27 protein-coding genes are annotated in these 24,695 nt (G+C 71.0%); 21 read left to right on the forward strand and 6 right to left on the reverse strand.

The window, feature by feature from the left end; all coding sequences use genetic code 11:
- Window positions 1-2: 2 nt before the first annotated feature.
- The 10 genes from metF (at window position 3) to Q7L73_RS12095 (ending at window position 9,706) form a co-directional block, all read left to right on the forward strand.
- Window positions 3-893: a methylenetetrahydrofolate reductase [NAD(P)H] gene (metF, locus tag Q7L73_RS12050; RefSeq protein WP_304691953.1), complete on the forward strand. Its 891-nt coding sequence runs from the start codon at window positions 3-5 to the stop codon at window positions 891-893.
- A 921-nt stretch (window positions 894-1,814) separates the two neighbouring features.
- Entirely contained in the window at window positions 1,815-2,381 is a 567-nt protein-coding gene (locus tag Q7L73_RS12055) for a PadR family transcriptional regulator (protein ID WP_304691954.1), read from the forward strand.
- Entirely contained in the window at window positions 2,378-3,124 is a 747-nt protein-coding gene (locus Q7L73_RS12060; RefSeq protein WP_304691955.1) for an ATP-binding cassette domain-containing protein, read from the forward strand. The genes Q7L73_RS12055 and Q7L73_RS12060 overlap by 4 nt, the downstream gene beginning before the upstream one ends.
- A complete protein-coding gene (locus tag Q7L73_RS12065) occupies window positions 3,117-3,806 on the forward strand; it encodes an ABC transporter ATP-binding protein (RefSeq protein ID WP_304691956.1) in 690 nt (229 codons plus the stop codon). The genes Q7L73_RS12060 and Q7L73_RS12065 overlap by 8 nt, the downstream gene beginning before the upstream one ends.
- On the forward strand, window positions 3,803-6,322 hold the full coding sequence (locus Q7L73_RS12070) for an ABC transporter permease (RefSeq protein WP_304691957.1): 2,520 nt from the start codon (window positions 3,803-3,805) through the stop codon (window positions 6,320-6,322). Before Q7L73_RS12065 ends, Q7L73_RS12070 begins: the two co-directional genes overlap by 4 nt.
- Before the next feature lie 44 nt (window positions 6,323-6,366).
- Window positions 6,367-7,461 carry a DUF2600 family protein gene (locus Q7L73_RS12075; protein ID WP_304691958.1) on the forward strand — a complete coding sequence of 365 codons (1,095 nt, stop codon included), beginning with the start codon at window positions 6,367-6,369 and terminating at the stop codon, window positions 7,459-7,461.
- 531 nt (window positions 7,462-7,992) lie between these two features.
- Window positions 7,993-8,295 (forward strand): helix-turn-helix domain-containing protein, encoded by a 303-nt coding sequence (locus tag Q7L73_RS12080; protein WP_304691959.1) that lies wholly within the window; start codon window positions 7,993-7,995, stop codon window positions 8,293-8,295.
- A gap of 46 nt (window positions 8,296-8,341) precedes the next feature.
- Window positions 8,342-9,034 (forward strand): hypothetical protein, encoded by a 693-nt coding sequence (locus tag Q7L73_RS12085; RefSeq protein WP_304691960.1) that lies wholly within the window; start codon window positions 8,342-8,344, stop codon window positions 9,032-9,034.
- Between the two features lie 68 nt (window positions 9,035-9,102).
- The gene (locus Q7L73_RS12090) at window positions 9,103-9,384 is read left to right on the forward strand and encodes a type II toxin-antitoxin system Phd/YefM family antitoxin (RefSeq protein WP_304691961.1); all 282 of its coding nucleotides are present in this window, start codon (window positions 9,103-9,105) and stop codon (window positions 9,382-9,384) included.
- Window positions 9,385-9,391: 7 nt separating this feature from the next.
- Window positions 9,392-9,706, forward strand: a complete 315-nt coding sequence (locus Q7L73_RS12095; protein WP_304691962.1) for a type II toxin-antitoxin system RelE/ParE family toxin — start codon at window positions 9,392-9,394, stop codon at window positions 9,704-9,706.
- Window positions 9,707-9,721: 15 nt separating this feature from the next.
- Here the strand turns inward: Q7L73_RS12095 and Q7L73_RS12100 are convergent, their stop codons facing one another.
- Both Q7L73_RS12100 and Q7L73_RS12105 read right to left on the reverse strand, forming a co-directional pair.
- Complete coding sequence (locus Q7L73_RS12100; RefSeq protein WP_304691963.1) at window positions 9,722-10,165, reverse strand: HPP family protein; 444 nt, start codon at window positions 10,163-10,165, stop codon at window positions 9,722-9,724.
- A complete protein-coding gene (locus tag Q7L73_RS12105) occupies window positions 10,165-11,418 on the reverse strand; it encodes an ArsB/NhaD family transporter (protein ID WP_304691964.1) in 1,254 nt (417 codons plus the stop codon). The genes Q7L73_RS12100 and Q7L73_RS12105 overlap by 1 nt, the downstream gene beginning before the upstream one ends.
- A 119-nt stretch (window positions 11,419-11,537) precedes the next feature.
- On the opposite strand from Q7L73_RS12105, the gene Q7L73_RS12110 reads away from it, so the two are divergent.
- Window positions 11,538-12,527 (forward strand): sensor histidine kinase, encoded by a 990-nt coding sequence (locus tag Q7L73_RS12110; protein WP_304691965.1) that lies wholly within the window; start codon window positions 11,538-11,540, stop codon window positions 12,525-12,527.
- Window positions 12,524-13,174: a response regulator transcription factor gene (locus Q7L73_RS12115; protein ID WP_304691966.1), complete on the forward strand. Its 651-nt coding sequence runs from the start codon at window positions 12,524-12,526 to the stop codon at window positions 13,172-13,174. Before Q7L73_RS12110 ends, Q7L73_RS12115 begins: the two co-directional genes overlap by 4 nt.
- Here the strand turns inward: Q7L73_RS12115 and Q7L73_RS12120 are convergent.
- Window positions 13,134-13,325 (reverse strand): hypothetical protein, encoded by a 192-nt coding sequence (locus tag Q7L73_RS12120; protein ID WP_304691967.1) that lies wholly within the window; start codon window positions 13,323-13,325, stop codon window positions 13,134-13,136. The two genes, Q7L73_RS12115 and Q7L73_RS12120, sit on opposite strands and share 41 nt — an antisense overlap.
- A gap of 80 nt (window positions 13,326-13,405) precedes the next feature.
- On the reverse strand, window positions 13,406-14,305 hold the full coding sequence (locus Q7L73_RS12125) for a LysR family transcriptional regulator (RefSeq protein WP_304691968.1): 900 nt from the start codon (window positions 14,303-14,305) through the stop codon (window positions 13,406-13,408).
- Window positions 14,306-14,389: 84 nt separating this feature from the next.
- On the opposite strand from Q7L73_RS12125, the gene Q7L73_RS12130 reads away from it, so the two are divergent.
- The 3 genes from Q7L73_RS12130 (at window position 14,390) to Q7L73_RS12140 (ending at window position 17,281) form a co-directional block, all read left to right on the forward strand.
- On the forward strand, window positions 14,390-15,598 hold the full coding sequence (locus Q7L73_RS12130) for an MFS transporter (RefSeq protein WP_304691969.1): 1,209 nt from the start codon (window positions 14,390-14,392) through the stop codon (window positions 15,596-15,598).
- A gap of 99 nt (window positions 15,599-15,697) precedes the next feature.
- Window positions 15,698-16,801: an XRE family transcriptional regulator gene (locus Q7L73_RS12135; RefSeq protein ID WP_304691970.1), complete on the forward strand. Its 1,104-nt coding sequence runs from the start codon at window positions 15,698-15,700 to the stop codon at window positions 16,799-16,801.
- Window positions 16,802-16,813: 12 nt separating this feature from the next.
- Entirely contained in the window at window positions 16,814-17,281 is a 468-nt protein-coding gene (locus tag Q7L73_RS12140) for a DUF4411 family protein (RefSeq protein WP_304691971.1), read from the forward strand.
- Between the two features lie 10 nt (window positions 17,282-17,291).
- On the opposite strand, the gene Q7L73_RS12145 is transcribed toward Q7L73_RS12140, so the two are convergent.
- Both Q7L73_RS12145 and Q7L73_RS12150 read right to left on the reverse strand, forming a co-directional pair.
- Entirely contained in the window at window positions 17,292-18,023 is a 732-nt protein-coding gene (locus tag Q7L73_RS12145; RefSeq protein WP_304691972.1) for an SDR family oxidoreductase, read from the reverse strand.
- Window positions 18,024-18,043: 20 nt separating this feature from the next.
- A complete protein-coding gene (locus Q7L73_RS12150) occupies window positions 18,044-18,700 on the reverse strand; it encodes an SDR family NAD(P)-dependent oxidoreductase (protein WP_304691973.1) in 657 nt (218 codons plus the stop codon).
- Between the two features lie 85 nt (window positions 18,701-18,785).
- Between Q7L73_RS12150 and Q7L73_RS12155 the strand changes: the two genes are divergently transcribed.
- From Q7L73_RS12155 to Q7L73_RS12180, 6 genes are all read left to right on the forward strand, one after another.
- Entirely contained in the window at window positions 18,786-19,109 is a 324-nt protein-coding gene (locus Q7L73_RS12155; RefSeq protein ID WP_304691974.1) for a multidrug efflux SMR transporter, read from the forward strand.
- Window positions 19,106-19,663: a TetR/AcrR family transcriptional regulator gene (locus tag Q7L73_RS12160; RefSeq protein WP_304691975.1), complete on the forward strand. Its 558-nt coding sequence runs from the start codon at window positions 19,106-19,108 to the stop codon at window positions 19,661-19,663. The genes Q7L73_RS12155 and Q7L73_RS12160 overlap by 4 nt, the downstream gene beginning before the upstream one ends.
- Before the next feature lie 348 nt (window positions 19,664-20,011).
- Window positions 20,012-20,809 (forward strand): IclR family transcriptional regulator, encoded by a 798-nt coding sequence (locus Q7L73_RS12165; protein ID WP_304691976.1) that lies wholly within the window; start codon window positions 20,012-20,014, stop codon window positions 20,807-20,809.
- A 6-nt stretch (window positions 20,810-20,815) separates the two neighbouring features.
- Window positions 20,816-22,222: an aldehyde dehydrogenase family protein gene (locus Q7L73_RS12170; RefSeq protein ID WP_304691977.1), complete on the forward strand. Its 1,407-nt coding sequence runs from the start codon at window positions 20,816-20,818 to the stop codon at window positions 22,220-22,222.
- Window positions 22,222-23,703: a sugar ABC transporter ATP-binding protein gene (locus Q7L73_RS12175; protein ID WP_304691978.1), complete on the forward strand. Its 1,482-nt coding sequence runs from the start codon at window positions 22,222-22,224 to the stop codon at window positions 23,701-23,703. The genes Q7L73_RS12170 and Q7L73_RS12175 overlap by 1 nt, the downstream gene beginning before the upstream one ends.
- On the forward strand, window positions 23,700-24,641 hold the full coding sequence (locus Q7L73_RS12180; protein ID WP_304691979.1) for an ABC transporter permease: 942 nt from the start codon (window positions 23,700-23,702) through the stop codon (window positions 24,639-24,641). Before Q7L73_RS12175 ends, Q7L73_RS12180 begins: the two co-directional genes overlap by 4 nt.
- Window positions 24,642-24,695: the final 54 nt, after the last annotated feature.

Here is a 24,695-nt window from a genome sequence, read left to right on the forward strand (position 1 = left end):
CGATGGCGCGTATCGAAGAGATCTATCTGAAGGCCGACGAGCCGGTCTTCTCGTTCGAGTTCTTCCCTCCGAGATCGGAGAGAGGCGAGGTCAACCTGGCGAACGCGCTGAGAGACCTCCAGCCGATGGCGCCCGACTACGTCTCGGTCACCTACGGCGCCGGCGGCTCGACGCGCGAGCGGACGCTCGGCGTGGTGCTGCAGATCAAGCAGGAGCTGGGCCTGGAGGCGATGGCGCACCTGACCTGCGTCAACGCGACGACCGAGGAGCTGCGCGGCGTGCTCGACCGCATGCGCGACGGCGGCGTCGAGAACATCCTCGCCCTGCGCGGCGACCCGCCCCACGGCCAGGAGCGCTGGACGAAGACCGACGGCGGCCTCGAGTTCAGCCACGAGCTGGTCGGCCTGCTGCGCGACGACTACGACTTCTCCGTCGGCGGCGCCGCCTTCCCGGAGACGCACATCCACGCCACCTCGGCGGAGGACGACCTGCGTCACCTGAAGGCGAAGGTCGACGCCGGCACCGGCTTCCTGATCACGCAGATGTTCTTCGACAACCGCTTCTACTTCGACTTCGTCGAGCGGGCGCGCGCGATCGGCATCACCGTCCCGATCGTCCCCGGCGTGATGCCGATCCTCTCGCTCGACGGCATCAAGCGGATGACCGAGCTGTCCGCCGCCCACCTCCCCCCGGCGCTGGAAGCCGAGCTGGAGGCCCGCCGCGGCGACGAGGAGGCGGTCGCCGAGCTGGGCGTCTCCTACGCCACCCTCCAGTGCGCCGAGCTGCTCGCCGGCGGCGCCCCCGGCATCCACTTCGTCACCCTCAACCGCTCCCCCGCCACCCGCGCCATCCTCAGCGCCCTGCGCCTGTCGCGGCCGTGGGAGCGGGGCTGACGGACATAGTGGGTTAGGACGGCACGACGAGCGCGTCCTGCCAACCGCTTCTGCACTCGTCCCAGGAACAAGCAGTCGCAGGCGCTCGAGAGCGTGAGCCGATGTGTCGATTTCCCGCCCGCTGCCATCAGGTCCTGCGCAGCGCGAGACGCGGCGTCCTCGCCATCGATGACGATCAACGGGAGACGCGGGCGAGGCGCACGCGGCCGTTCCACCAGCAGCGCGTAAGCCATCCAGAACCAGAGTCGATAGACGGCGATGGGATGTCTCGTTCGCAACCCGACCGCGAGTATCCGAACTTCCCGCGTACGCGCAATGTGTTCCAACGCCTCCGATAGAACTGAGCTCCGGCGCCCCGGGCGCTCAGCGGCGCCCCACCGCTCGCGAGAATGCGGTTCTGCGCGTGAAACGCGGCTCCGTCCCTTTGAGCAGCTCACGTCCTTTGACTTCCGTGCGCCCTGACCGGCTCCCGAGGTGATCTCCGATGAAGTCGTGCCAGCGACGCTCCGCCGAGCGGAGCCAACGTGCCGGAATCAAAACCCCTGCAACCACCTGCACGTCAGGACTCATCTCGCCGGACTCATCCAAGAACGCGACGTAGTCCTCGTTACGCAAGCCGCCCACGAGAGCGGCAGTGTCGCAGACGATGAACCAGAAATGCGCTAAGCCCGCGGTTGCGGGCCTAGCGGCGCCTGGTCCGCGATCCCTCTACCGGGGGCCGACCAAGCAATGAAATAACTGTAGCCGGTCATTCGTCCCTGAAACAACCTGGATGGAACATCCCAGGAAATGATGATCGCGGAAGTGACGTTTGCCTAGCGCTCAGTAGCCCGAAACGCCTGCTGCTGCGGCAACGGCGACCGCTGTCAGGTACGGTCGCGTTCATTGCCACTGGGGCGGAAACTGGGGGTCGGGAGAGCGGTGTCTGTGCAGAACGTGGTGCTCGGGGAGCTGGTGCGGCGTCGCGGCTACGGCTACCAGCTGCACGACCGGCTTCGCGAGCTGCTGACGGACGTCTTCGGCTTCTCCGAGACCGCCGTCTACCCGGCGTTGCAGGCGCTGGAGAAGAGAGGCCTGATCGTCGAGGTCGACCGCGCGCCGTCGCGGCGTGAGGAGCGCTGGTCGAACCCGCGGATCGTCTACGAGGCGACCCCGGCCGGCGAGCGCTTCTACCGCGACTGGATCGCCCAGCCGACGAGAAAGACGCCGCTGCGCGAAGAGCTGCATCTGAAGCTGATAGGCGCCGGTCCGGCCGACGTCCCCGCGCTGCTCGACGCGCTCGACGGCGTCGAGGACGACTGCTGCCGCCGGCTCGCAGAGATCGCCGCGCGCCCGCTCGTCAAACGCCAGCCCGGCGGGACCGGCAGCGGCGCGTTCGGTGCGCTGCTCGTGCAGGACGCGCTCGTCACGCACCTGCAGGCGACGTTGGAGTGGGTCGAGCGCTCCCGTTCCGCACTCGCGAACGTCCACGATCACGAACAGCGATGACCGTGGCGAGGAGCGTGCTCGAGTTCGAGAACGTCGCGAAGACACATCGCGGTGCCTCCTACGACAAGCCGCTGCTGCGCGACATCTCGCTCTCGCTCAGCGCCGGCGACGTGGTCGCCGTCTGGGGCTCGCCGCGCTCGGGCAAGACGACGCTGCTGCGGCTGGCGGCGGGGTTGGCGACGCCGGACAAAGGCACGATCCGCTTCGGCGGCGTCGACCTGTCGACCCGCTCGCAGAGCGCCGTCAGCGCGCTCCGGCTCGGTGACATCGGGCTGGCGCGCATGGACGGACCGAGAACTACAGAGCTGCCGGTCCTTCACTACGTCGCGCTTGCGGTGATGAAGTCACAGGGGCGCGGTGGCGCGCTGAGACGCGCTCGCTCCGTGCTCAGGTGGGTTGGTGCCGCCGACTGCGCCAACGCCCGCTGGGAGCACCTGTCCGACAGCGAGAAGGCGCTCATCAGCCTCGCTCATGGACTCGTACGCGAACCGCAGTTGCTGCTGGTGGACGATGTGACCGCACGGCTCGACGCGCTCCAACAGGCCGATGTCATCGACGCACTCCATCGCGCGGCGAGCGATCGGCGGGTCGCGGTGCTCGTCACCTGTTCCGCGCTGTCGGCTGCCGTCGGCGCGCACGAGTCGTTCACGCTCTCGCAGGGCCGGCTCAAGCAGATCAACGACCCCGCGAGACTCGGCCAGGTCGTCAGATTCCCGCAGCGAACGAGTGGTGGCGATGCTTGAGCTCGACGGCCTCACGAAGCACTTCCAGTCCCCGGACGGCGAGGTGGTGCGCGCGGTCGACGAGGTCTCGCTGTCCGTCAGCGCAGGAGAGATTGTCGCTCTGTACGGGCCCAGCGGCTCGGGCAAGACGACGCTGCTGAAGCTGGTCGCCGCGCTGCTGCCTCCGGACGCTGGAAAGGTCGTCGTCAACGGCTGCGAAGTCTCTGGCCTGAGCGGCCGGGAAGCGGCGGCCTTTCGGCTCACCGAGGTCGGGCTGATCCGGCAGACGGCCGACTTCGTTCCCGGCGCCAGCGCGATCGACAACGCCGCCTTCAAGCTGCTCGGCAGATACCGGATCAAGGAGGCGCGTCATCGCGTCGAACAGCTGATGGGAGAACTGGGGCTCGGCGAACGGCTCACCCATCGTGGCAGTCAGCTGTCCGGTGGCGAACGTCAGCGCGTGATGATCGCGCGAGCACTCGCGATCGACCCGGCACTGGTGCTGGCGGACGAGCCGACCGGCAACCTCGACAGTCGCCGCAGCGAGGAGGTGCTGAGACTGCTTCGCCGGCTCAGTCACGAACGCAGAACGGCGACGATCCTCGTCACCCACGACCCGCTCGCCGCAAGATATGCCGACCGGGTCCTCGAACTGCACGACGGTCGCCTTCGACCCCACATTTCGAGCGTCGCGTCGGCGTGAAGCTCTCCAACATCGCGTCGCTGTGGTGGATCCGCCTGTGCGCACGGCTCGGTCAGGAGCTGTTGGCACTGGTCGGCATCGCCGTCGGGGTGGCGCTGCTGTTCGCGGCCCTGGTCGCCAACGCAAGCCTCGTCGGCTCGTTCCAGCGGACGATGGACGCCGTGATCGGGCAAGCGCGCATGCAAGTCACGGCGCGCGGCGGCGGCACGATCAACGAGCAGACCGCCGTGAAGGTGCGTCAGCTCGACGGCGTCGCGGCGGCCGCGCCCGTGCTCGAGATGCGGGCCCAGGTGGTCGGCCCTGACGGCGCGCGCTCGGTCGTGATGATCGGCGTGACAAGCGACTACACCCAGATCAACGGGACGATCACGCGAAAGTTCGCGATCAGCTACCTCGTCCAGCAGAGCGGGATCGCGTTGCCGGCGCCGGTGACCAAGGCGCTCGGTCTCGCACTGGGGCAGGAGGCGTCGCTGAACATCAACGGCGTCGACCGGCGGGCGCGCATCGCGGCGCAGCTCTCCAGCGATCAGATCGGCGCCCTCGTCGACAGCCCGATCAGCGTCGCGCCGCTCAGATACGCCCAAGAGCTGAGCCGTCAGCCAGGGCGGATCAGCCGGATCTTCGTCCTGCCGGAGGAGGGCCGCGATGCGCAGGTCGCGGATGCCCTGAGACGGCTCGCCGGAGCCGAGCTCGACGTCCGTCCTGCTGACTTCGAGGCCCAGCTGTTCCGCCAGGCCTCCGAGCCGTCGAATCAGTCGATGGCGATGTTCTCGGCCTTCAGCGCGATGGTCGGATTCCTGTTCGCGTTCAGCGCGGTGCTGCTGACGGTTCCCGCACGTCGTCTCGTCGTCTCGGATCTGCTGCTCGAAGGCTACGGCGGCGCGACGGCGATGAAGGTGATGCTGTTCGACGCATTGATGCTCGGGGCTGCCGCGTCGGTCGTCGGCGTGGGGCTCGGAGAGCAGGTCTCGCGACACGTCTTCGCCAACCCGCCGTCGTTCCTCGGTCTCGCCTTCCCCTACGGGACCGAGCGGATCGTGACGGTCTCCAGCGTCGCCTTGGCGGTGCTCGGCGGGGTCGTGGCGAGTTGCGTCGCGGTGCTCGCGCCGACGGCGCTCGCCGTGCGCGCGGAACGGCGAGGTGAGGTCGGCCTGCCGGTGAGGCGGAGACGTGCGCTGTCGACCAAACTGCTGCCGGTCTGCGGCGGGATCGCGTTGGCGACAGGCGCGGCGATTGCGTTCTCGGCTCCCGATTCGGTGTCGTTCGCGCTCGCCGGCCTCGTGCTGCTGACCGTCGCGATGCTCGTGCTCTTGCCCGTGTCGGTGCAGCTGCTCGTGGCCTCAGTCGATCAGTTGACCGCGTCGCTGCGCAGCGTCGTCCCGTACATCGCCACGACGGACCTGCGCAGCTCCACTGCCCGCGTTCGCGCGTTGGCGGTCACCGCGACCGGAGCGGTCGCTGTGTTCGGCAGCGTCGCGTTGCAGGGAGCGCACGCCGACCTGCAGCGAGGACTGGACCGCACCTCGGTCGATCTCTCGTCGATCGGGGAGGTGTGGGCCGTCCCACCGGGTGACGCCAACCTGCTGGCCACCGTTCCGTTCGACGCTCCGCAGGTCGACGCGCTCTCCGGGATCGACCGGATCGACAGCTATCGCGGCAGCTTCCTCGACATCGGCGACCGGCGCGTGTGGGTGATCGGCTCGCCGACGACAGCACGCCATCCTGTGCCGCGCGGGCAGGTGCGCGAAGGAGACACGGCGTTGGTGGCACCTCGCATCAGAGCTGGCGGGTGGGTGGTCTTGTCGACCAGAGTCGCGTCTGAACTTGACGTCGGTGTCGGCGACCGCGTCGTGCTGCCGACTCCGGTCCCCACCTCACTCCGGGTCGCGGCCTTGACGACGAATCTCGGATGGCCTCCGGGGACGATCGTTCTGAACGCCGACGACTACGCGCGCCTGTGGGGCAGCGAGCAGGTCAGCGCGCTGCAGGCGACCTTGTCTCCAGGAACCTCCCCAGAGGAGGGAGCACGGGCTCTGCGCGCGGCACTTGGCCCCGGATCGGGCCTCGACGTCCAGACTTCGCAGACGCGTGAACGCGATCAGCGCGCGGCGAGTCGCGAGGGGCTCGTCCGGCTCAGTCAGATCGCGCTGCTCGTGCTCGCCTCGGCGGCGATCGCGATGGCTGCAGCGATGGCGGGCTTGATCTGGCAGCGTCGCGAGTTCCTCGCGTTCGTGAAGCTCGAGGGTTACAGCACGGGTGAGGTGTGGCGCGCGCTTGTCGTGCAGGCGGCCCTGCTCGTCGGCGCTGGCTGCGTGCTCGGCGCCTGCTTCGGTCTGCTCGGTCAGCAGCTGCTCGCTCGCGCCCTGATGGAGGTGACCGGGTTCCCGGTCGACTACGCGCTCGCATGGCCGAACGCGCTGATCACCTGCGTGATCGTCACAGCGGTCGTCGTCCTCGTCGTCGCGTTGTTCGGCCGGCGAGCCGCTGGCGTCGAGCCTGAGCGGGGTCTCGGCTAGATCGGCGGGTTCGCGGCTGTCTGCTGGCGATACTCGCCTGCGGCATGTCCGATCCGCTTCCGCTCACCCGTGCGCAACTGCTCGCGCTCTTCGCAGCCGTGGCACGCGAGTTCGGTGGCGGTTTGCTCGCCGTCTCACACGAGGTACGTCGTTGGCGCCGCATCGCGGCGCGGATTCCGGACGATGCGTTGCGGGCTGACGCGCTCACGGCGATCGATCACAAGCGCGGGCACATCGACGGCGCCGCGTTGTTCTGGACTCTCCCTCACCGCCGCGACAAGCGCCTTCTGCGCGCCCTCGTGACGTATGAGCTGCTGCAGGACTTCCTCGACTGCGCGAGCGAGCGCGGCGCGGAGATCGACGCCGGCAGCGGCCCTCAGCTCTACCGCGCCATCACCGACGCCGTCGACCCGAGCCTGCCGCTCTCCGACTACTACCGCGACCATCCATGGCGCGACGACGGCGGCTTCCTGCCAGCGCTCGTGCGGGCTTTCCGTGATGACAGCGCGCGTTTGCCGTCCTTCGACGTGATCCGGCCGCACCTGGCGCGCGAGGCGTCACGCACGTGGGTCCTCGACGCGAACCACGGGATCGACCCGGTCCGGCGCGACGATGCGCTGCGCGCATGGGCCGCGAGCGAGTTTCCTGCCGAACACGACCTGCGCTGGTACGAGCTGACCGCGGCTGCGAGCGGTTGGATCACGGCGCATGCGCTGTTGGCCGTCGGCGCCGAACCGAACGTCACGAGCGAAGACATCGACGCCGTCTACTCCGCCTACTTCCCCTGGTACGCGATGTCGCTGACGATGCTCGACAGCTACGTCGACCAGGCCGAGGACCTGAGCGATGGCGCGCACAGCTACTTCGGGCACTACCAAGACGGTGAGGAGGGGGTCGACCGTCTCTGTGCGAGCCTCGAACGCTCGGCCAACCACGTCCTCACCCTTCCGCACGGCGAACGGCATGCTGTGCTGTTCGGTTGCATGGTCGCGCTCTATCTGAGCAAGGACAGCGCCCGCACGAGCGGGATGCGGGCGTCGACTCGCCGGATCGCTCAGGCAGGCGGGACGCTGCCACGGGCGCTGTTGCCGGTGCTGCGGATCTGGCGGCTCGCGAACGCGCAGAGCGCATCCACCTGAGCGCTCAGCGATCAGCGCTAGGGCCTGGCCAGCCGATCGGATGCGGCATAGCGTGGCGGTGGCGCACGCTCGTCTCCCCTCGATGCGCTGCGCGCCGCCGCGATCCGCGGGCGCTCGCGAGCACTCCCCTTGCCGCGAGCGCCCGCGCCCTCTCGCTGATGATGCAGACCACGCATTCTGAAAGTGCCGAGCGCTCGTTGCGCGAACAGTGGCGTACGTTCTCCGCGCTGGAGCCGGGAAGGACGGTGACGGTGCCGCGGTGGTGTCGCGGCTGCGTGGCCCGGCGGGGAACGCGCGCCGCGCTGCGAGGCGCGGCGGTGGTCGAGGCGGTTGTCGCAGACCTCCGGCGGCTCACCGGTGACGACGACCTACGAGCCCGTCCACGGCGCGTCGTGGCCGGTCGGATCTGGGAGTTGGTCGTCTACCGCCGAGAGATGCCGCCACGACAGCGGGTGATTGCAGCGATGCGCAGGTCGACGCGACCGCCCTGGCGGCTGGATCGCATCGCGTACTTCGTCGTCGCTGAGCCCGATGCTCATCAGCACCGGCGCCCCGCACAGGAAGGAAGACTGCCTCGTGAGTGACGTGGATCCCGTCGATCTCGATCGTCTCGGCCACGCGATTCGTGTCCGCCGGCGGGCGTTGAACCTGTCTCAGAACGGGGTGGCGCGATCGAGCGGCATCCATCGCAACTACATCGGCGCGCTGGAACGGGGTGAGGTGAACCCGACGTACGGGACGCTGCTGCGGCTGGCGCGTGGGCTGCGGATGCCGCTTGACCAGCTGATCGCGAACGCGCAGGGACGCGGCGAGCCGTTCGCCGGGCGCGATTGACTGGAATTTGCATCACACGGCGAGGTGGTCGAGACTACGGCGGCAGATGAGCCGGCGACGCTCCAGCTATTGCGCCCATCCCGCCTTCGTCCTGAGACCGGTCGCCGACCCCTCGGGGCGGGTCTCGGACGAGGCACTCGGATACGCGTGGCTGAAGCTCAGCCGCGAAGAACGGGAGCGCCGGGAGCGGGTGTTCTTCTCGGAGCTGCTGGCGCGATTGAGCGTGGAGCCCGACGCGACGGTCGAGGCGTCGTTCGAGGACCTTCACGCCGCAGAGGCCTTCGCCGCGCGCTGGCAGCTGGTCCGGGACGGGTACGACGTGAGCGGAACGTGCAGCTCCGACCTCGCCCAGGCGCTTGTCGGCGAAGCGCTCGACCGCGCACGGATCGAGAACCCCGACGACGGGCCGCTGTTCGCGTTCGAGAGCGGTCGGAACAGCGTCGAAACCTGGGTCTCGGACCGCGACTGGTGGCAGTGGTATCTCGAGCTGCAGGCGGCGATCCAGCCTGACCCGCATGCGCCGGCGGCGACGGAGCACCCGGTCAGAGCGTCGCTGTTCATCGTGCTCAGCTATGCGACGTACCTCGTCGGCTCGCTGATCGCGGTCGGGGCGATGCGTCTGCTCCACCACTGGGGCCTGCCGCTGCCGGCGGCGATCGCGATCGGGTTCGTGCTGCTCGTCCCGCTCACGCTGGGGCCGGTCAGTCGCGTGAAGAGACGGATCGACCGCCTCGTCTGACGCGGCGGTGGAAGCGGTCGCCTATACTCATGTACGTACATTGAGTCGTACACGGTTTGGGGTCTTTCGTGAGCACCATCGGAGTCCGTGAGCTGGCCCGGAACGCCAGCGCCATCATCAACGAGCTCGACGCCACCAAGCAGCCGGCGCTGATCACGCGCCGGGGGCGTCCTGTCGCGTACATACTCCCGGTCGACTCGGAGCAGTTCGAGGACTTCGTGCTCGCCAACGCACCCGAGTTCGTCGAGGGCATGGCCGCTGCCGATCGCGAGCTGCTCGCCGGCGAAACCACCTCGCTCGCGGCCGCGCGGCGCTTGCTCGAAGACGACGCCGATCTCGGCGACGACTGACCGCACGTTGCATCACGTCGAGCTGTCCCGGCGCGCACTCAGAGACCTGCGCCGCATCGACCGATGTGATCGGCGAAGGCTCCTCGACGTGCTCGAGCGCGAACTGGCCGCCGAGCCACAGCCACCCAACCTCGACGTGAAGCAGCTCGCCGGTCGTGCGCCGTGGCTGCGCCTGCGGCGAGGCGGCTACCGCATCCCCTACCGGCCGCTGGCCGACGCAGAGCTTGCGACACTCGGCGCGGCCCAGCCGTCCGGATTCCTCGTCGAGCGGGTCGTCGATCGCGGCGACCTCGACCGAGCGGTGACCACGCTCCCGACATAGGCCGCGCCGCCTCGTCTAAACCTCCGGCAGCCGCCCCGAGACGATCTCGAAGAACGTCCGTCGCGTGATCACGCCGGTGACGCGGTGTTCGGGGTCGAGGACGGGGATGATCAGGACGCGGTGATGGAGGAAGGTCTCGGCCAGCTCGGCGTCGGAGAAGCCTTCGGTGACGGCGATCGGCTCGCGGTTGGCGAAGTCGAGCAGCGGCTGGGCGAGGCAGCCGGAGCGGCGCTCGATCGCGACGTCGAGGGAGCGGGGGAGGAAGCCGGCGAATCTCAGCTCTCCCAGGTAGCCGGGGAAGATCGCGGCGATGAACTCGCGCTCGCCGAAGATGCCGCGGAAGCGGCCGTGCTCGTCGGCGACGGGGAGGGCGGGGACGTCGACCTGGCGCAGCGCCTCGACGGCCTCCCGCAGCGGGCGGTCGGCGCGCAGCACCGGGACGTGCGTGAGGATCCCCATCAGGTGTACCGCAGCAGCAGGTAGACGGTCGCGCAGGCGGTCGAGAAGAGCGTCACCGGGATGCCGACGCGCAGAAACTGCACGAAGCCGATCGGGCTGCCGGCGCGCGAGGCCATGCCGGCGGCGGCGACGTTCGCGGCGGCGGAGATGATCGTCAGGTTGCCGCCGAAGCAGGCGCCGAGCGACAGCGCCCACCAGTAGGCCTTGTCGCCGCTGCCGGCCTCCAGCGTGTCGACGACGGGGATCATCGTCGCCGTCAGCGGGATGTTGTCGACGATCCCGCCGACGATCGACGCCGACCAGGTGATCGCGAGCAGCTCGGCGGTCCGCTCGCCGTCGGTTATCGAGACGATCGCGTGGGTCAGCTCGTCGATCGCGCCGGAGTGCTCCAGCGCCCCGACCATCACGAACAGGCCGACGAAGAAGAACAGCGTCGGCCACTCGATCCCGCCGAGCGTCGACTGCAGCGACTGGCGCGTCACCGCCAGCATCGCCGTCGCGCCGCAGAGCGCGACCGTCGCCGGCTCCAGCCCCAGCGGCTTGTGGACGAAGAACGCGAGCACCGTCAGCCCCAGCAGCGGCAGCAGCCGCTTCAGCTCCGCCGGGTCCTCGATCGAGCGCGCCGCGTTCAGCTCCATCACCTTCTCGCGCGCCTCGGGCGCGATCCGCAGCCGGCGTCTGAACGCCAGGTACAGCATCCCCACCACCGCGAACATCGTCAGGTAGGCGATCGGCGCGACGTTGAGCACGAAGTCCATGAACGACAGCCCGGTCGCGCTCGCGATCATGATGTTCGGCGGGTCGCCGATCAGCGTCGCGGTGCCGCCGATGTTGCAGGCCATCACCTCGATCAGGATCAGCGGGATCGGGTCGATGTCGAACGCGTCCGCGAGCAGGAACGTGATCGGCACCATCAGCAGGATCGTCGTCAGGTTGTCGAGGAAGGCCGACAGCACCGCGGTCGGGATCGCGAGCGCGATCACGAGCAGGAACGGCCGCCCGCGCGACAGCTGCCCGGCGCGGATCGCGATGTAGGTGTAGACCCCGGTCGCCTCCGTCAGCCGGACGACGATCATCATCCCGGCGAGCAGCCCGAGCGTGTCGAAGTGGATCGCCTCGAGCGCCTGCTCCTGGTCGATCGTCTGCGTCAGCAGCAGCGCACCGGCTCCCACCAGCGCGATCTTCGTGCGGTCGAACTTCTCCGCGACGATCAACGCCAGCGCACTGAGGAAGATGCCGACGGGGACGATCATCGCCCCACGAGACGGTATGGGCGCCACGCCCGCGCGCACATGGGTGCGCGCATGCAGATCGCATGGGGGCGAGCGTGCAGATCGCTCGCCGCCGCCGCGATCTGGGGCACACTGGTGAGGTGTCGCTGCTGCAGCGGATCTTCACCCTCAACGTCGCCGTCATCGTGCTCGCCGGGCTGCTGCTGGCGCTCACGCCCGCGACCGTCAGCTCCGAGATCGCCCGCCTGGAGGCGGTCGTGCTGCTCGCGCTGCTGGCCGCCGTCTCCGCCGTCGACTACGTGCTGCTGCGGCGCGCGCTGGCGCCGCTGCGCCGCCTCACCGGGCTGATGGAGACGGTCGAGCCGCTCCACCCCGGGCGGCGGCTGCCGTCGCAGGACGCGCCGCCCGAGCTGCGCCGCCTCACCGAGGCGTTCAACCGCATGCTCGACCGGCTGGAGGACGAGCGCCGCGGCAGCGTCGCGCGCTCGCTGACCGCGCAGGAGGCGGAGCGGCTGCGGGTCGCGCGCGAGCTGCACGACGGGATCGGCCAGTCGCTGACCGCGCTGATGCTGCAGATCGACCGCGTCGCCAAGCATGCGCCCCCGCCGCTCGACGACGAGCTGACGGAGGCACGCGAGGCGACGCGCGCGCTGATGGGCGAGGTGCGCGACGTCGCGCTGCGGCTGCGGCCCGAGGCGCTCGACGACCTCGGCCTGGAGGAGGCGCTCGCGGCGCTCTGCGACCGCGTCGGCGCGCAGGGCGGGATCGCCGTGCGGCTGACGGTCGCGCCAGCGCTGCCGCCGCTCTCCGAGCAGGCCGAGCTGGTGATCTACCGCGTCGCGCAGGAGGCGCTGACGAACACGCTGCGGCATGCGGGGGCGCGCAGCGCCGAGCTGACGCTGGGGCCGGCGCGCACCGGCGACACGGGCGCGGGCGCGCTCGCCCTGACCGCCCGCGACGACGGCCGCGGCCTCGGCGCCAGCGCGCCGGGCGCGGGGATCCAGGGGATGCACGAGCGCGCGCTGCTGCTCGGCGGCTCCTGCTCGCTCACCGCCGTTGCGGCCGACGGCGGCGGGACCGAGGTGCGGCTGCTGCTGCCGCGCGCGGCGGTCGCGGCGGTGGCGGCGTGAACCCGACGAGGATCCTGCTCGCCGACGACCACGCCGTCGTCCGCCACGGGCTCAAGCTGGTGCTGGAGGCCGAGCCCGACCTGACCGTCGTCGCCGAGGCCGGCGACGGCCTGGAGGCGGTCGACCTCGGCACGCGCGCCGACGTCGACCTCGCCGTGCTCGACGTGACGATGCCGCGGCTGACCGGCATCCAGGTCGCGCGCGAGCTGTCGAGGCGCCGGCCCGAGCTGCGGATCCTGATCCTCTCGATGCACGACAGCGAGCGCTACCTGTTCGAGGCGCTGCGCGCCGGCGCCTCCGGCTACGTGCTGAAGTCGGTCGTCGACAGAGACCTCGTCGAGGCCTGCCGCGCGGTGGTGCGCGGCGAGCCGTTCCTCTACCCGGCCGCGATCAGCGCGTTGATGCGCGACTGGGTCCGCCGCGCCGGCGACGGCGAGGAGCTGCCGGAGAACCCGCTCACGCCGCGCGAGACCGAGATCGTCAAGCTCGTCGCCGAGGGCAACACCAGCCGCGAGATCGCGGAGCTGCTCGTGATCAGCGAGAAGACCGTCGACCGCCACCGCGCGAACGTGCTCGAGAAGCTCGGCATGCGCGACCGCGTCGACCTCACTCGTTACGCGATCCGCTCCGGCCTCGTCGAGCCGTGACGGCGCCGGCGACGATCGCCAGCGACCACACGATCAGCATCCAGCCGACGCCGGGCAGCCGGTCGGCGGGAGACAGTCTCAACCCGGCCGCGAGCAGCAGCGCGGCGGCCGCGGCGAGCAGGAGAAGGGCATGTCGTCTGATCCACTTCATGCGCTCGACCATGGCACCCGTCGCGCCGCTCCGCAATCGGGCCGCGAGTGCATCCTCGGCCCGGCGAGGATGTAGTAGGCCTAGGCGTGCGTCGCCGCGATCCGCTCGATCGTCGCCACCAGCGCGCGCGCGGCGGCGCCGACGCGGCGGTCGGCGGGGACGATCACCGAGGTCTCGAAGCGCGGCACCCGGCCGCGCAGCGGGACGAAGGCGATCTCGCCCGCCGGCACGGTCGAGTACGACCGCGGCATCAGCGTGATCGCGAGGCCGTGGGCGACGAAGTCGAGCACGGCGGCGGTGTCGTTGACCTCGTAGGCGATCGTGCGCTCGATGCCGGCGGCGGCGAAGGCGCGGTCGACCAGCATGCGCGTGCCCCAGCCGGGCGGCAGCTCGACGAACGCCTCCTCCCGCAGCGCGGCGAGCGCGACGCTGCGGCGCGCGGCGAGGCGGTGGCCGGGCGCGACCGCGAGCATGATCGGCTCGCGCGCCAGCGGCGTCAGCGCGAGCCCAGGCGGGTCCGGCTCCGGCAGCGCGACGACGGCGACGTCGAGGTGGCCGTCGCGGACGGCGTCGGCCATCGCGGCCGAGCCGCCGCCGTGGCGCACGCGGACCGCGACGCCCGGGTGCGTGCGGCGGAAGTCCGCGAGCACCTCGGCGACGCCGATCGCGCGCATCGCCTGGCCCTGCATCGTCCCGAGCGTGATCGTGCCGCGCAGGCCGCCGCGGTGCTGCTCGATCGCCTCGCGCGCGGAGGCGGCGGCGGCGAGCGTCGCGCGCGCCTCGGGCAGCAGCACGCGGCCGGCGTCGCTGAGCGCGACGTGGTGGGTCGAGCGATCGAACAGCGTCACGCCCAGCTCCGCCTCCAGCTTGCGGACGCTCGCCGAGACGGCCGACTGGACGACGTGCAGGCGGTCGGCGGCGCGCGTGAAGCTGCCCTCGTCGGCGATCGCGACGAACGTGTTGAGCTGGTGCAGCTCCATCGCCGTGCCATTATCGCGTTTGGTGATGACCGATGTCGTAGATGTGCGTTGAATGAGATGAGACGGAGGCGCAGACTGCGCTTCATGTCAGTGATCGCGGTTCCTCGTCAACGCATCCGGGTCGGCGGCTTCTGGGCGGTCGCCTTCGCCTTCGCCGTCGTGATGGGCTTCACGACGATCCCGACGCCCTTGTGGCCGATCTACCAGCAGCGCGACGGCTTCTCGTCGCTGACGGTGACGGTCGTCTTCGCCGCCTACGCGGTCGGCGTCGCCGTCAGCCTGTTCGCCGCCGGTCACCTCTCCGACTGGCACGGGCGGCGGCGCGTGCTGCTGACCGCGCTCGCCTTCAACGTCGCCGCGGCGGCGATCTTCCTGGTCTCCTCGGCGCTCCCGGCGCTGCTGCTGGCGCGCGTGCTGAGCGGGCTCGGCGTCGGCGTCGCGACGGCGACCGCGACCGCCTGGCTGGCCGAGCTGGAGGCGCGCGACGCGCCGCAGTCGACGCTGCGCCGCGCCCAGCTCGTCGCGACCGCCGCCAACCTCGGCGGCTTCGCGGCCGGCGCGCTGCTCGGCGGCGCGCTCGCGCAGTGGGTCGCGCAGCCGCTGGTCGTCCCCTTCGCCGTCTCGCTGGCGCTGCTGCTGGCCGGGATCGTGCTGGTCGCGCTGACGCCGGAGACGCGCCCGCCGCTGGTGCCGCGCCCGGCCTACCGGCCGCAGCGGGTGGTCGTGCCGTCGGCGGCGCGCGGCCGCTACCTCGCCGCCGCGGCGGCGACGCTGCTCGCCTTCGCCGCGCTCGGGCTGTTCTCGTCGCTGACCGGGACCTTCCTCGCGCAGACGCTCCACCAGCGCTCCCACCTGCTGGCGGGTGCGGTCGCGGCGGCGGTCTTCGGCAGCGCGGTCGCGGCCCAGCTGGCGACGATCGCGCTGCCGCCCCGGCGGCTGGTCGTGACCGGCCTGACGGCGCTGCCGCTGGGCCTCGCGCTCGCCGTCGCCGGCGTCTGGCTGCCGTCGCCGAGCCTCGCGCTGTTCCTCGCCGGCGGCGTCGCGATCGGCGCGGGCGCCGGCCTGCTGTTCAAGGGCGCGCTCGCGACCGGCGCCGCGCTCGCCCCCGACGAGAGCCGCGCCGAGGCGCTCGCCGGCCTCTTCCTCGCCGGCTACGTCGGCCTCGCCGGCCCGGTCGTCGGCCTCGGCCTGCTGACCCAGCTCGTCAGCATGCGCCTCAGCCTGCTCCTCTTCGCTGCCGCCCTCGCCGCCGCCGTCGCGCTCGTCGCGCGGCCGCTGCTGAGCGAGCGGTGAGCGGCTAGAGCGCCACGCAGATATGGCGTTGCACCAGAAGCAACAGTAAAACCCTGCATAGCGGCACAATCTGTCGGCGGAGCGGCTACGCTTGGCGCGATGGCGACGCGTGCGCTCACCACCCCGAATGTGCTCAGATGGGCCCGTGAGGCTGCGGGCTACGCGCCGTCGTCCGCGGCCAGAAAGGTCGGCGTCAGAGAGGACATCCTGCTTGCGGCTGAGCGCGGCGATCACTTCTTGACGCTGCGCCAGGCGGAACTGGCAGCGGCGGCGTACGGCCGGTCATTGGCGCTCCTGATGAGTCCAGAGCCTCCCGCGGAACTGTCTGTCGACGCGAAGTACCGACGCCTGCGCGGGGCGCCGAGACCGCCGTGGAGTCCGGAGCTGATCAAGCTCGAGCGAGAGATCCGCGACCAGCAGGACACGACGGTGGACCTCTGGGCCGCGCTTGGCGAGTCACCGCCGTGGCATGAGGCGATGCGACGGCTCCAACTGCCTCGGCTGCCGGAAGCGACGTATCTCGCACACATTCTCGGTCTGGAGCCCTATGCGCTGCGGTCATCGGACCCGCGCAACATCTGGCATTCCCGCCGGGCGGTGGTGCGGGCAGCCGAGTGGGCGGGCGTGCTCGTCATCCGCTGCCCGGTCCCGGACAGCGGCGTTCGGGGTTTCGTGCTGCCGCATGCAGACGTCCCTGCCATCTACGTGAACAGCGCCGAGGATCCTCGTGCGCAGGCTTTCACCGTCATGCACGAGTTCGCGCATCTGCTGCTCGACGTCGCAGACGAGCGCCGAGACGATGAAGAGCGCTGGTGTGATGAGTACGCCGGCACCGTTCTGATGCCGGAGCCGGAGTTCGCTGAGTCGTTCGGCGTGGGACAAGGGCGTTCGATCGAGTCGATCGCCCAGGACTTTGGCGTCACTCCAGGCGCCGCGGCCACACGCGCCGCCCAACTCGGTTTGCTGGGCTGGTCGCAGGCTCGCGACATCCTGGGCCGGTCGTTCTCCGGCCCGACGGCAAAGGGTGGAAACGGCAATCAGCGCAAGGTCGCTCGCTTGAGCCCGACGTTCACGGACCTCGTGCTCGCCGCTGCTGACTCCTCTGCGGTGACGCTCGCGACCGCGTCACGCTTGCTGAGAACGAAGGTCGAGGACTTTGCAAAGCTGCGGGCTTTCGCAGACCGAGAGCTGCTGGATCGATAGCCGAGACCGAGCGTGATCGTCCTCGACACGTCAGCTCTGATCGGCGCTTTCAATGCGCACTACCTTCCCGATTCGATCAAGGGATTCTGGGCGTTCCTCGACACGGAGTGGCGTGCTGGCAACGTCGTGGTGCCACGTTCCGTCTACGAAGAGTTGAGAGACGGCAGCGGCGGCGCGTTTGCATGGGTTCGCGAGCGCAGGCCTTTCGTGGCGGAGCCTTCGCACGACGTTCAGCGGCTGGCGGGCGGTCTGCTGACGAGATTCCGGTTCAAGCAAGGCCGCGACAGAGCTGATCCGTTCGTCATCGCCGAAGCGAGCGTGCGCGGGTTCGGCGTCGCGACGTACGAAGGCATGAGCCCGACCGGCACCGTCGCGCGCGCCAAGGCGAGCGTCGACAACATGCCGGACATCTGCAGGGTGCTGAGAATCGAGTGCTTCCAGCCTGCGAGAGCGTGGCGGCATGTCGGGCTGGCCTTGTAGACCGTAGCGGCTACAGCGTCTGCGCCGTCGGGCGGACCAGGATCTCGTTGAGGGTCATGCGGTGGGGGCGGGTGACGGCGAAGGCGATCACGTCGGCGACGTCCTCGACCGGGATCGCGGTGCTGGCGTAGAAGCCCTCGCTGCCCTTCTTGGCGGCGGGGTCGGTGATGTGGTCGGTCAGCTCGGTCGCGATCGCGCCGGGCTCGATCAGCGTCACGCGGACGGCCGGCTGCAGCTCTCTGCGCAGCGCCTCCGACCAGCCGTTGAGGCCCCACTTGGTCGCGTTGTAGACCGACGAGCCGGGGCCGGCGGTGCGGCCGGCGACCGAGGAGATGTTGATCAGGTCGCCCTCGCCGTCGCGCAGCTGGTCGAGGAAGACCTCGGTCGCGGTCATCGCGCCGAGCAGGTTGACCTCGACCATCTGCCGGTGCTCGGCGCGCTGCGCGGAGCTGAACGGCGCCAGCAGCATCACGCCGGCGTTGTTGACGAGCACGTCGGCGCCGCCCAGCTCCGCCTGCACGCGCGCGGCGGCGGCGACGAGCGAGTCGCGGTCGGTCACGTCGGCGGGGATCGCGACGGCGCCCGCGCCCAGCTCCTGCGCCAGCGCCTCGATCCGCTCGGCGCGGCGCGCCAGCAGCGCGACGCGCAGCCCGTCGCGCACGAACGCGCGCGCGGTCGCCTCGCCGATGCCCGACGAGGCGCCGGTGATGACCGCGACGCGGCCGGTGGTGTCGTTGCTCATGAGGTGGTCCTCCAAGGGGTTCAGTCGATGCCGATGCGGATCTGGAAGCGGTCGCGCGCCTGGTGGTGCTCGCGCCACAGCAGCTCCGCGACGTCGGCGGGCTCGTGGGCGCCGCCTGGGGCGATGATGCCCCCGATCGCGGTGTGGCCGACATGGATGCCGCGCGGCGCCAGCTCCTCGTGCAGCATCCGCGCGTAGGCGACCTCGCCCGCGAACGAGATGCCGACGCCGGCCCGCAGCGGGTACGGCGCGATCGCGGCGCCGCCGGTCGTGTAGAGGATCGTGCCCGCGCCGCGCTCCAGCATCCCCGGCACGACCGCGCGCGCCGCCGCCACGGCGCCCAGCACGCTGAACTCCAGCGGCCCGCGCACGTCCTCGACGGTCGTCTCGAGGATCGGCTTCATGAACGCTCTCGCCGGCAGCGGCGAGTACTCCAGCACCTCGACCGGGCCGAGCCGCTCGGCGAGCGTCGCGATCGCGCGCGTGAGCGCGTCGGTGTCCCGGATGTCGGCGGTCGCGACCTCGGCGGTGAGGCCGTCCTCGCGCAGCTGGCCGGCGAGCGTGTCGAGCTTGGCCGCGTCGCGCGCGATCAGCCCGACGCCCATCCCCTCGCGCCCGAACCGCCGCGCGACCGCCGCGCCGAGGTTCGGTCCTGCTCCGATGATGACGATTGACATGCCTCTCACGTAAGCAGGCCGACGCCCTCCGCTACTATCCGAACAACCTTCCAAGAAGTTCGTTCGGATAGTTGGAGTGCGTGGGATGGGGTACCTGTTCCTGGCCGGCGCGATCTGCGCCGAGATCGTGGCGACGTTGAGCCTGCGGGCGTCTGAGGGCTTCAGCAAGCTGCCGTTCGCAGCGGTCATGGCCGTCGGCTACGTCGTCACGTTCACGCTGCTGTCGATGGCGCTGGAGCGCGGCGTGCCGCTCGGCGTCGCGTACGGGATCTGGTCGGCGATCGGCGTCGCGGCCGTCGCGGCGCTGTCGGTCCCGCTGTTCGGCGAGTCGCTCTCGGCGCTGCAGCTCGGCGGTATCGTGCTGGTGATCGGCGGCGTCGTCGCGCTCGAGGCGGGGGCGTCGCATTGAGCGGTCCGGTCCCCGAGGACGGCCGCCGCGCGCGCGGCGCCGCGCGCCGCGAGCAGCTCGTGCGCGCGGCGATCGAGGTGATCGAGCAGGGTGGCGTCGCCGCGCTCACGCACCGCGCGATCGCCGAGCAGGCCGGCGTCTCGCTCGCCTCCGTCAGCTACCACTTCGCCGGCATCGACGGCCTCGTCGCGACCGCGCTGCAACAGGCGACCGACGACCTCCTCGCGACCCTGCACGAGCAGCGCGACCACTCGCTCGCCGCGCTCGCGCGGCTGCTCGTCGAGGACCTCGGCGGCACCGGCGACCGGCTCGTGATCAGCTACGAGCTGTACCTGCTCGCGCTGCGCAGACCGCACCTGCGGCCCGCCGCGCTGAGCTGGCTGGAGGCCGTCGCCGACAGCTTCGCGCCGGCGCTGAGAGGCGCCGAGCGGCAGGCGTTCCAGGCGGCGGTCGAGGGTGTCTGCCTGCACATGCTGCTGCGCGACGAGCCGTGGCCGCCGGAGCAGATCGAGACGCTGCTCAGGCTCACCTGGCCGGGCGCGCGCCCGCGCTAGGATCGCCCGCCGCGGTCGCTCACGGCTCGGCGCGCGCCACTTCCCAGGCGCGTCATTTTTTACGCGTCCGAGTTATTCGAACCCCGTCAGCACCGGTTCGGAAGATCCGAACAGGGACCTATTTATTCGCTTGATTGTCTCTGTGACGTGCCGCTAGAGTGCGCGCCGTACGGTTGTGACGGACGGCGTTCGAGAGGTTCGAACGGGCCGCGTCACCAAGCTCGGCTGCCGTGGTACGCATCAAGGCGCGCCGAGCGGACGGAGGAGAGACGTGTGCTGCTGCCTGCACGCCGGGACGCCCCCGCGCCCGGTGACAATTCACCCTGCCCGCCGGCGGGAGGACACGCGATGATCGCCGAGGGCTCCGGCACCTCGACCAGCGTCGTGCGCGCCTTCGACGTGCTCGAGCGGATCGCGCTCGCCGGCGAGGACGGGATCACGCTCGGACAGCTCGCCGCGATGATCCCGACCGCCAAGTCGACGACGCATCGCTACGTCGCGACGCTGCTGCGCCTCGGCGTGCTGCGGCGCGACGAGCGCGGCCACCTGAGACTCGGCTACAAGCTCGTCGAGCTGGCTGGCACGCTGCTCGACGGCGACGACGTCCGCAGCGCCGCCGCGCCGATCCTCAACACGCTCGCGGCGCGCACCGGCGAGACCGTCCACCTCGGCGTCGTCGCCGACGACGAGGTCGTCTACATCGCCAAGATCGAGAGCCCGCACTCGGTCCGGCTCGTCTCCCGGATCGGCGCGCGCGTCCCCTTCTACTGCTCCGCGATGGGCAAGGCGATCCTCGCCAACCTCGACGGCGAGCCGCTGGAGCGGGCGCTCGCGATCCCGCGCGCGGCCCGCACCGAGCGCACGATCGTCGAGCGCGCGGCGCTGCTGGCCGAGGTCGACAGGGTGCGCGCCGTCGGCGTCGCGCTCGACGACGAGGAGAACGAGATCGGCGTCCGCTGCATCGGCGCCGCGGTCGTCGTCGGCCACGAGCCGGTCGCCGCGATCAGCGTCTCCGCGCCCGAGGTGCGGATGAGCCACGAGCGCTGCACCGAGCTGACGCCGCACATGATCGCCGCCGCCGCCGAGATCTCCAGACGGCTCGGCCGCGCCCGCATGCACGCCCCCGCTTCGACCCACACGAGGTAGACGACGATGACCGCCACCGCAGCGCACGAGCTGGAGATCCGCAACCCCGCCGACGGCTCGCTCGTCGGCACGATGGAGATCGCCGACGCAGCCGCCGTCGCGCGCGCGATCGCGCAGGCGCAGGAGGGCCGCAGAGCGATGGCCGCGCTGCCCGCGCACGCGCGCGCCGACCTGCTCGCGCGCATCGCCGACGGGATCGCGGCGCGCGACGAGGAGCTGGCGACCCTGCTCGCGCGCGAGAACGGCAAGCCGATCGCGCAGACGCGCGGCGAGGTCGCCGCCGCGATCCGCATCTTCCGCGGCTACGGCGAGGAGGCCAAGCGCCTCTTCGGCCGCCAGATCCCGCTCGACGCCGTCCCCGGCCTCGAGCGCCACCTCGCCTTCACGCGCCACGAGCCGCTCGGCGTCGTCGCCGCGATCGTGCCGTTCAACTACCCGGTCGAGCTGTACGCGCACAAGGCCGCCGCGGCGCTCGCCGCCGGCAACGCGGTGATCGTCAAGCCGCCGGAGAAGTGCCCGCTGGCGGTGATCGAGGTCGCGCAGATCGTCGAGCAGGCCGGCGCGCCACCCCACGCGCACCAGCTGCTCGGCGGCGGGCCGGAGGTCGCCAGCGCGCTCGCCGCCGACCCCGGCGTGCAGCTGATCAGCCTCACCGGCTCGACCGCCGCCGGCCGCGCGCTGTCGGCGCTCGCCGCGCCGACGCTCAAGCGCGTCCACCTCGAGCTCGGCTCCAACGACCCGATGATCGTCTGCGCCGACGCCGACCTCGACAAGGCCGCCGAGGCGATCGTGCTCGGCCGCCTCGCGCGCGGCAACGGTCAGATCTGCTGCGCCGTCAAGCGCATCTTCGTCGAGGACGCCGTCCACGACGCGCTCGCTGAGAAGCTCGTGGAGCAGGCGCGCGGGCTGAAGCTCGGCGACCCGCTGCAGGAGGAGACGGAGGTCGGCCCGCTGATCACCGAGGCGGCCGCGAAGGCGGTCGAGGCGTCGATCGCGCAGGCGGTCGCCGACGGCGCGACGCTCGCGCTCGGCGGCACGCGCGACGGCGCCTTCGTCGCCCCGACGGTGCTGACCGGCGTGAGACCCGACGAGCCGGCGATCCGCGACGAGATCTTCGGCCCGGTCGCGCCGCTGGTGCGCGTCGACAGCGCCGAGCAGGCGGTCGCCTACGCCAACGACTCCGACTACGGCCTCCACGCCGCCGTCTTCACGCGCGACGTGCAGCGCGCCTTCGCGCTCGCCGCGCGGCTGGAGGCCGGCGGCGTGATCGTCAACGGCTCGACCGCGCTGCGCTCGGAGAACCTGCCGTTCGGCGGCGTCAAGCAGACCGGCGGGGCGCGCGAGGGGATCCACGACACGCTCAAGGACATGACCGAGGAGAAGACGGTCGTGGTCATGGACGCCTTCAGCTGATGCTCTCGCTGAGAGGAGTCCGCAAGGCCTACTCGGGCGTCGAGGTCCTGCACGGGATCGACTTCGAGGCGCACGGCGGCGAGGTCGTCGCGATCGCGGGCGCCAACGGCGCCGGCAAGTCGACGCTCATCAAGATCCTCTGCGGCGCGGTCGCGCGCGACGCCGGCACGATCGCGGTCGACGGCCGCGAGGTCGCGCTCGGCTCGCCGGCCGCGGCCGCCGCGCTCGGGATCCGCACCGTCCACCAGGAGCTGACGCTGGTGCCGCAGCTGAGCGTGACCGAGAACGTGCTGCTCGGCGACCTGCCGAAGAGAGGCGGGCTGGTCGACTGGCCCGCCGCGCACGAGCGCACGCGCGCGCTGCTGAGCCGGACCGGCTTCACCGGGGTCGACCCGAGAACGCCCGCGAAGCGGCTGAGCGTCGCGCGCCAGCAGATGGTCGAGATCGCGAAGGCGATGGCGAGCGAGCCGCGGATGCTGATCCTCGACGAGCCCTCCGCGGTGCTCGCCGGCGACGACCTCGACCAGCTGTTCGCGCTGATCCGCTCGCTGCGGGCTGACGGCGTGCTGGTGCTGTACGTCTCGCACCGGCTCGACGAGGTGATGGAGATCGCCGACCGCATCACCGTCATCAAGGACGGGCTGATCGCGGCCACGAGCACACCGAGAGAGACCAACGAGGAGGAGATCGTGCGGCAGATGGCCGGCCGCCGGCTGGAGCAGATCTACCCGGACCGGCGCGAGAAGCCCGGACGGGAGCTGCTGGGGACCACCGGACTGACGCGCGAGGGCGCGTTCGAGGAGGTCTCGCTGAGCGTCTGCGCCGGCGAGGTCGTGGGCGTCTTCGGGCTCGTCGGGAGCGGGCGCACCGAGCTGGCCGAGTGCCTGTTCGCGGCCGCCCCGCACGACGCCGGCGAGATCCGCCTCGCCGGCAGAGCGGTGAGGCTGCGCTCGCCGAAGGAGGCGATCGCGCAGGGGCTCGCGTTCGTGACCGAGGACCGCAAGGGCAGCGGGCTCGTGCTCGACCTGTCGGTGCGCGACAACGCGGCGCTGGCGACGCTGCCGCGCTGGCGCAGACACGGCCTGCTCGACCGCAAGCGCCAGCAGGCGGCGATCGAGGACATGAACGAGCGGCTCGACGTGCGCCCGCGCACGACCAGCAAGCCGGTCAAGCAGCTCTCCGGCGGCAACCAGCAGAAGGTGGTGCTGGCGAAGTGGCTGCTGTCGAGACCGAAGGTGCTGATCCTCGACGAGCCGACGCGCGGCGTCGACGTCGCCGCGCGCGTCGACCTCTACCGCGAGATCGACCAGCTCACGCGCGCCGGGCTCGGCGTGCTGATGATCTCCTCCGACCTGACCGAGGTGATCGGCGCGACCGACCGCGTGCTGGTGATGCACGAGGGCCGGCTCGTCGCCGACGTGCCCAGCGCCGAGGCCGACGAGGAGCTGCTGCTGGCCCATTCGATCGGGGTGGCGGCGTGATCGTGCAGCGTCTGCGCGACGACCGCAGCCTGCTGATCAACGGCAGCTTCGTCGTCGCCTTCGTCGTCCTGCTGATCGTCGCCGCGACGACGACCGACTCGTTCATGACCGACGACAACATCACCAACCTGATGAAGCAGTCGGTCACGACCGGCCTGCTCGCGCTCGGGATGCTGATGGTGATCCTGACCGGCGGCATCGACCTGTCGGTCGGCTCGGTCGTCGCGCTCGCGGGCATCATGGCGGCCGGCCTCTCGGCCGACCTGCCGATCCCGCTCGCGATGGCGATCGGCGTCGCCGCCGGCGTCGCCTGCGGCTTCGTCAACGGCATGCTGGTGGCGCGCTTCCGGCTGGCGCCGTTCGTCGTCACGCTCGCCGCGCTGACGACGATCCGCGGCCTCGCCTACGTCTACAGCGAGACGCCGGTGACGCCGACCGACATCGGCTTCCTCTGGATCGGGACCGAGTCGATCGGCCCGTTCCCGGTCGCGACGCTGATCGTCGTCGCCGTCTTCGCGCTCGCGTGGGTCTTCCTCACGCGCACCGGCGCGGGCCGCGCGATCATCGCGATCGGCGGCAATCGCGAGGCCGTCCGCCTGGCCGGCGTCAACGTGCCGCGCCACATCCTCGTCACCTACATGATCAGCGGCTTCCTCGCCGGCCTGGCGGGCGTGATCCTCGCCTCGCGCGTCGGCATCGCGCAGCCGTCCGTCGGCGTCGCCTTCGAGCTGAACGCGATCGCCGCCTGCGTGATCGGCGGCGCCAGCCTGGCCGGCGGGCGCGGCTCGGTGCTCGGCACGCTCGGCGGCGTCGTGCTGCTCGCGCTGATCGACAACCTGCTCACGCTCTACGACGTCCAGAGCTACTGGCAGCAGGTCCTCAAGGGCCTGATCATCGTCGCCGTCGTCCTGGCCCGGCGAACGGAAGACGAACGATGAGGGACCGGCTGCTGGTTGGCGCCGTGAGCCGGTCCCCCCATCGCCCATTCGTAC

This window comes from Conexibacter sp. CPCC 205762 (assembly GCF_030646155.1).
Classification (GTDB): Bacteria; Actinomycetota; Thermoleophilia; order Solirubrobacterales; family Solirubrobacteraceae; genus Conexibacter.

Excerpts from the sequence above, each read along its gene's own strand:
- metF (WP_304691953.1), top strand. The coding sequence starts at position 3 with ATGGCGCGTATCGAAGAGATCTATCTGAAGGCCGACGAGCCGGTCTTC.
- Q7L73_RS12060 (WP_304691955.1), top strand. The coding sequence starts at position 2,378 with ATGACCGTGGCGAGGAGCGTGCTCGAGTTCGAGAACGTCGCGAAGACA.
- Q7L73_RS12065 (WP_304691956.1), top strand. The coding sequence starts at position 3,117 with ATGCTTGAGCTCGACGGCCTCACGAAGCACTTCCAGTCCCCGGACGGC.
- Q7L73_RS12075 (WP_304691958.1), top strand. The coding sequence starts at position 6,367 with ATGTCCGATCCGCTTCCGCTCACCCGTGCGCAACTGCTCGCGCTCTTC.
- Q7L73_RS12080 (WP_304691959.1), top strand. The coding sequence starts at position 7,993 with ATGCTCATCAGCACCGGCGCCCCGCACAGGAAGGAAGACTGCCTCGTG.
- Q7L73_RS12085 (WP_304691960.1), top strand. The coding sequence starts at position 8,342 with ATGAGCCGGCGACGCTCCAGCTATTGCGCCCATCCCGCCTTCGTCCTG.
- Q7L73_RS12100 (WP_304691963.1), bottom strand. The coding sequence starts at position 10,165 with ATGGGGATCCTCACGCACGTCCCGGTGCTGCGCGCCGACCGCCCGCTG.
- Q7L73_RS12105 (WP_304691964.1), bottom strand. The coding sequence starts at position 11,418 with ATGATCGTCCCCGTCGGCATCTTCCTCAGTGCGCTGGCGTTGATCGTC.
- Q7L73_RS12120 (WP_304691967.1), bottom strand. The coding sequence starts at position 13,325 with ATGAAGTGGATCAGACGACATGCCCTTCTCCTGCTCGCCGCGGCCGCC.
- Q7L73_RS12125 (WP_304691968.1), bottom strand. The coding sequence starts at position 14,305 with ATGGAGCTGCACCAGCTCAACACGTTCGTCGCGATCGCCGACGAGGGC.
- Q7L73_RS12130 (WP_304691969.1), top strand. The coding sequence starts at position 14,390 with ATGTCAGTGATCGCGGTTCCTCGTCAACGCATCCGGGTCGGCGGCTTC.
- Q7L73_RS12135 (WP_304691970.1), top strand. The coding sequence starts at position 15,698 with ATGGCGACGCGTGCGCTCACCACCCCGAATGTGCTCAGATGGGCCCGT.
- Q7L73_RS12145 (WP_304691972.1), bottom strand. The coding sequence starts at position 18,023 with ATGAGCAACGACACCACCGGCCGCGTCGCGGTCATCACCGGCGCCTCG.
- Q7L73_RS12150 (WP_304691973.1), bottom strand. The coding sequence starts at position 18,700 with ATGTCAATCGTCATCATCGGAGCAGGACCGAACCTCGGCGCGGCGGTC.
- Q7L73_RS12155 (WP_304691974.1), top strand. The coding sequence starts at position 18,786 with ATGGGGTACCTGTTCCTGGCCGGCGCGATCTGCGCCGAGATCGTGGCG.
- Q7L73_RS12165 (WP_304691976.1), top strand. The coding sequence starts at position 20,012 with ATGATCGCCGAGGGCTCCGGCACCTCGACCAGCGTCGTGCGCGCCTTC.
- Q7L73_RS12170 (WP_304691977.1), top strand. The coding sequence starts at position 20,816 with ATGACCGCCACCGCAGCGCACGAGCTGGAGATCCGCAACCCCGCCGAC.
- Q7L73_RS12175 (WP_304691978.1), top strand. The coding sequence starts at position 22,222 with ATGCTCTCGCTGAGAGGAGTCCGCAAGGCCTACTCGGGCGTCGAGGTC.